1 pseudogene is annotated in these 296 nt (G+C 43.6%); it reads right to left on the bottom strand.

Going from position 1 to position 296, the window contains the following annotated elements:
- Positions 1-32: 32 nt before the first annotated feature.
- Positions 33-296, bottom strand: a pseudogene (locus tag AB4585_RS23360) (hypothetical protein); the annotation flags it as partial.

Below are 296 nucleotides of genomic sequence, written 5' to 3'. Positions count from 1 at the left end.
TGGTATTGCTTTGCTACTGATGGGGTAGTTGATCACTGAAGTAGTTGGTCAAGTGACAATGGTTTTTCTGATATGCCAGCATTCACCGCTGGCGTTTCTCCAGGCTTCTCTTGATGACACAGATTATTCCACGCTCGATAGATATCAAGTAACGGTAGCAACCCTTCAGGACGCCTTTTTCTTCTTGGTTCATTAACACTGCTTTTGAACATAGCATGAAAACGGTCCATGTAATGGGTAACCGGAGACAATTTAGGGAGTTGATGCGCCTGTTTTTGAGTGAGGTTACTTTCTAC

This window comes from Vibrio sp. 10N.222.49.C9, from assembly GCF_041474985.1.
In the GTDB taxonomy this organism is placed as follows: domain Bacteria; phylum Pseudomonadota; class Gammaproteobacteria; order Enterobacterales; family Vibrionaceae; genus Vibrio; species Vibrio crassostreae_C.
This window is presented reverse-complemented; position numbering and strand designations above follow the sequence as displayed.